This window comes from Streptomyces sp. AC627_RSS907 (assembly GCF_019049165.1).
On sequence record NZ_JAGMUE010000694.1, the window covers coordinates 1 to 559 of the forward strand.

General features: G+C 78.9%; 1 pseudogene. It reads right to left on the bottom strand.

Annotated features, from left to right (window positions below):
• Nucleotides 1-149 precede the first annotated feature (149 nt).
• Nucleotides 150-559 (bottom strand): annotated as a pseudogene (locus tag KUM32_RS37850) (hypothetical protein); the annotation flags it as partial.

Sequence of the window (559 nt, forward strand, 5' to 3'; positions counted from 1 at the left end):
GGGGTGAACGCCCCGCTCCGCCCGTGCGCGCGCGACCGGGTCCGGGAGCGGGCGACGGGGGAGCGCGATGGCGCCACGGGCGGGCGGCCCGTTGCGCCATCGCGGCCTCGCGGGTCGGTGCTCGGCCTCGTGCCGCCCCCGCGAGGCGCTCACACCCGTTCGTGCACCGGCCGCTCCGCCGCCACCAGGGACTCCGGGCCGGCGCCCGCGCCGGCACCGGCGGCCACCGCCCGGTCCGCGGTCGTGGTCCCGGAGTCGGTCGCGCCCGCGCGGTCCGCGCCCACCCGGTCCGAGTCCGCCGGCCGGCCCCACCGGCCCGTCGCCGGTCGCGGGGCCGAGTGGCGCCGCATGTCGTCGATGCCCCGGCGCATCGCCCCGCGCAGCCAGGCGCCGAGCGGGCGCTCGACGCAGCGGTGCAGTGCGTACGCGGCCAGCAGCATCACCACGACCACCGTGAGCACGATGTAGGGCGCCGGCAACAGCCCCCGCAGCCAGTGGATCATCGTGAGGCCGATGTACATGTGCACCAGGTACAACGGGTACGTCAGCGCCCCCGCCG